Raw genomic sequence first — 2,092 nt, forward strand, 5'->3', positions numbered from 1 at the left:
CCGCCGGTGGCGCGCTGGCCGAGGACGACGCGGCGCCGGGCGGCGGGCCGGCATCCCGCGCGGCGCGATCCGGAAACGGCCCGGCGGCTGTCGGGCGGCAAACCCTTGAAGCGCTCTCCCATCGCCTCGACCGGGCGCTTGCGCCGGTCGGGATTCGTGTGGCGTGCGACGACGCGGGCGGCCTGACGTTCACCACCCTGGAATCGAACTGGCCCGCCGTGCGCGACCGGATGATGATCCAGGGCGGCGGCAAGCGATTCCCGGGTGGCCGCCCGAGCCGCGCGCAGGCCGATGCGCTGCCGGCCGGCATCGAGCCCGCGTCGTGGCGAATCGATGGCGCCGCCGCGCGACATGCCACCTTGCGTGAGGTCGTGCGCGCGATCGACGAGGTCAAGCATGCGCGTGTCGATGTGCAGCGCACGCTCGATCGCGCGCAGGCGGATGTCGGCGACGCCGTATCGGTTCGCGGCGAGGCGCGCGAAGCCGCAGGCTCGATCGCCGCGTCGTTCGGCCAGGATCACGCGTTCGGCGTGTTTGCGTCGGTCGCCTCGACCGTGAAGGGGATGAGCCGTGCGCGCGTCGCAGCGCTGCTGACACGCACGTGATGCTTTCGGTCCGCCCGTGCGATATTTTTTTGCCGCTGCGCTTAATCGATCGCGATGAAGGGTCGTTCAGTTCTCTCGTAGCCGGTACGGAAATCGAAACCGAAACCGACGGCGACACAGAGCTAACCCATCCTGATCTCAAGGAGCATTCATCATGTTGAGCCTGCACACCAACTCGGCCGCGATGTCGATTCAGAAGACCCTCGGCAATACGCAATCCGACCTCAGCACGTCGATGACGCGCCTCGGCACCGGTTATCGCATCAACTCGTCGAAGGACGACGCTGCCGGCCTGCAGATCGCGACCCGTCTGTCCGCACAAACGCGCGGCATGTCCGTCGCCATGCAGAACACGCAGAATGCATCGTCGATGCTGCAAACGGCCGACGGCGCATTCGGCGAAGTGTCCAACGTGCTGCTGCGCATGAAGGATCTCGCCACGCAGGCGGCCGACGCCTCCTCGAGCGACGACGACAAGGCGGCGATGCAAGCCGAATACGACGCGCTCGGCAAGGAACTGTCGAACGTGATGACGAACACCTCGTACGGCGGTTCGACGCTGCTCAACGGCGGCAAGCTCGCCAACGCGCTGACCTTCCAGATCGGCGCCGGCTCGGCCGAAACGATGGAAGTCGATTTCAGCAAGGAACTGACGGCGGTCGACGACGCGCTGGTCGCCGCCACCGCGGCGTACAAGACGCCGGCCACGCCGGGCACCGAACTGACCGCCGACGCGAACGCGCAGATCGACCTGCTCAGCGCCGCGCTGAAGAGCGTCGGCTCGCTGCGCTCGTCGCTCGGCGCGGCGGAAAACCGTCTCGAGCACGTGTACAACAACCTCGGCAACATGTCGACCAACACCGGCGACGCCGAAGGGCGGATCATGGACGTCGACTACGCGTCGGAAAGCGCGAACATGACCTCGAAGCAAATCCTGATGCAGGCCGGCACGGCGATGCTCAAGCAAAGCTCGAGCATGACGCAGATGGTGATGTCGCTGATCCAGTAAGGATCGGCTCCGCAGCCGTGTTGCATCCCCGACGGCCGCCGCGCTCCCCGCGCGGCGTTCCGGCCGGACGGGGTCACCCGCGTGCCGCGTTTAGACTTCCTTTAGAGTTGTCGCACGGTCGTGTCTTCGTCCCGAAAATGACGGCATTCGTTTATCGGGATCCTCTCTTGTCCACGCATTCCTCCCCACTCCGTCGATCGACGGACAGGCCGTCGCCGGTCGTGCTGGATTCCTGCACGCTCGGCCGGCCGTTTCACTTGCTCGACACGTTCCATCAGGCGTTGCAACAGCGGCTTGCACGCTACCTGCATGCGCGTTTCAACCGCCGCCACGGCGCGGCGCTCGACGTGACCGGCGTTTCGGCCGTCGTTGCCGAGAAGGGCGACGATGCGCCGTGGCGCGCCTTCGTGGCGGCCCGCGACGCCGAGCCGGGCGTGCCGCGCGGCTCGGCGGGCGATGCCGCCGGCGATGGCCGGAT

1 protein-coding gene and 2 pseudogenes are annotated in these 2,092 nt (G+C 67.2%); all 3 read left to right on the plus strand.

What is annotated here, in order from left to right; genetic code table 11:
* Positions 1 to 605: pseudogene (locus tag G3N92_RS33365) on the plus strand (hypothetical protein); the annotation flags it as partial.
* Positions 606 to 759: 154 nt separating this feature from the next.
* Positions 760 to 1,614 carry a flagellin gene (locus G3N92_RS33370; RefSeq protein ID WP_206131767.1) on the plus strand — a complete coding sequence of 285 codons (855 nt, stop codon included), beginning with the start codon at positions 760 to 762 and terminating at the stop codon, positions 1,612 to 1,614.
* 221 nt (positions 1,615 to 1,835) lie between these two features.
* Positions 1,836 to 2,092, plus strand: a pseudogene (locus G3N92_RS33375) (hypothetical protein); the annotation flags it as partial.

The sequence above is a fragment of the Burkholderia sp. Ac-20379 genome, assembly GCF_017104645.1.
Taxonomy (GTDB): Bacteria; Pseudomonadota; Gammaproteobacteria; order Burkholderiales; family Burkholderiaceae; genus Burkholderia.

Coding starts and splice junctions, on each gene's coding strand:
- G3N92_RS33370 (WP_206131767.1), top strand. CDS start 760: ATGTTGAGCCTGCACACCAACTCGGCCGCGATGTCGATTCAGAAGACC.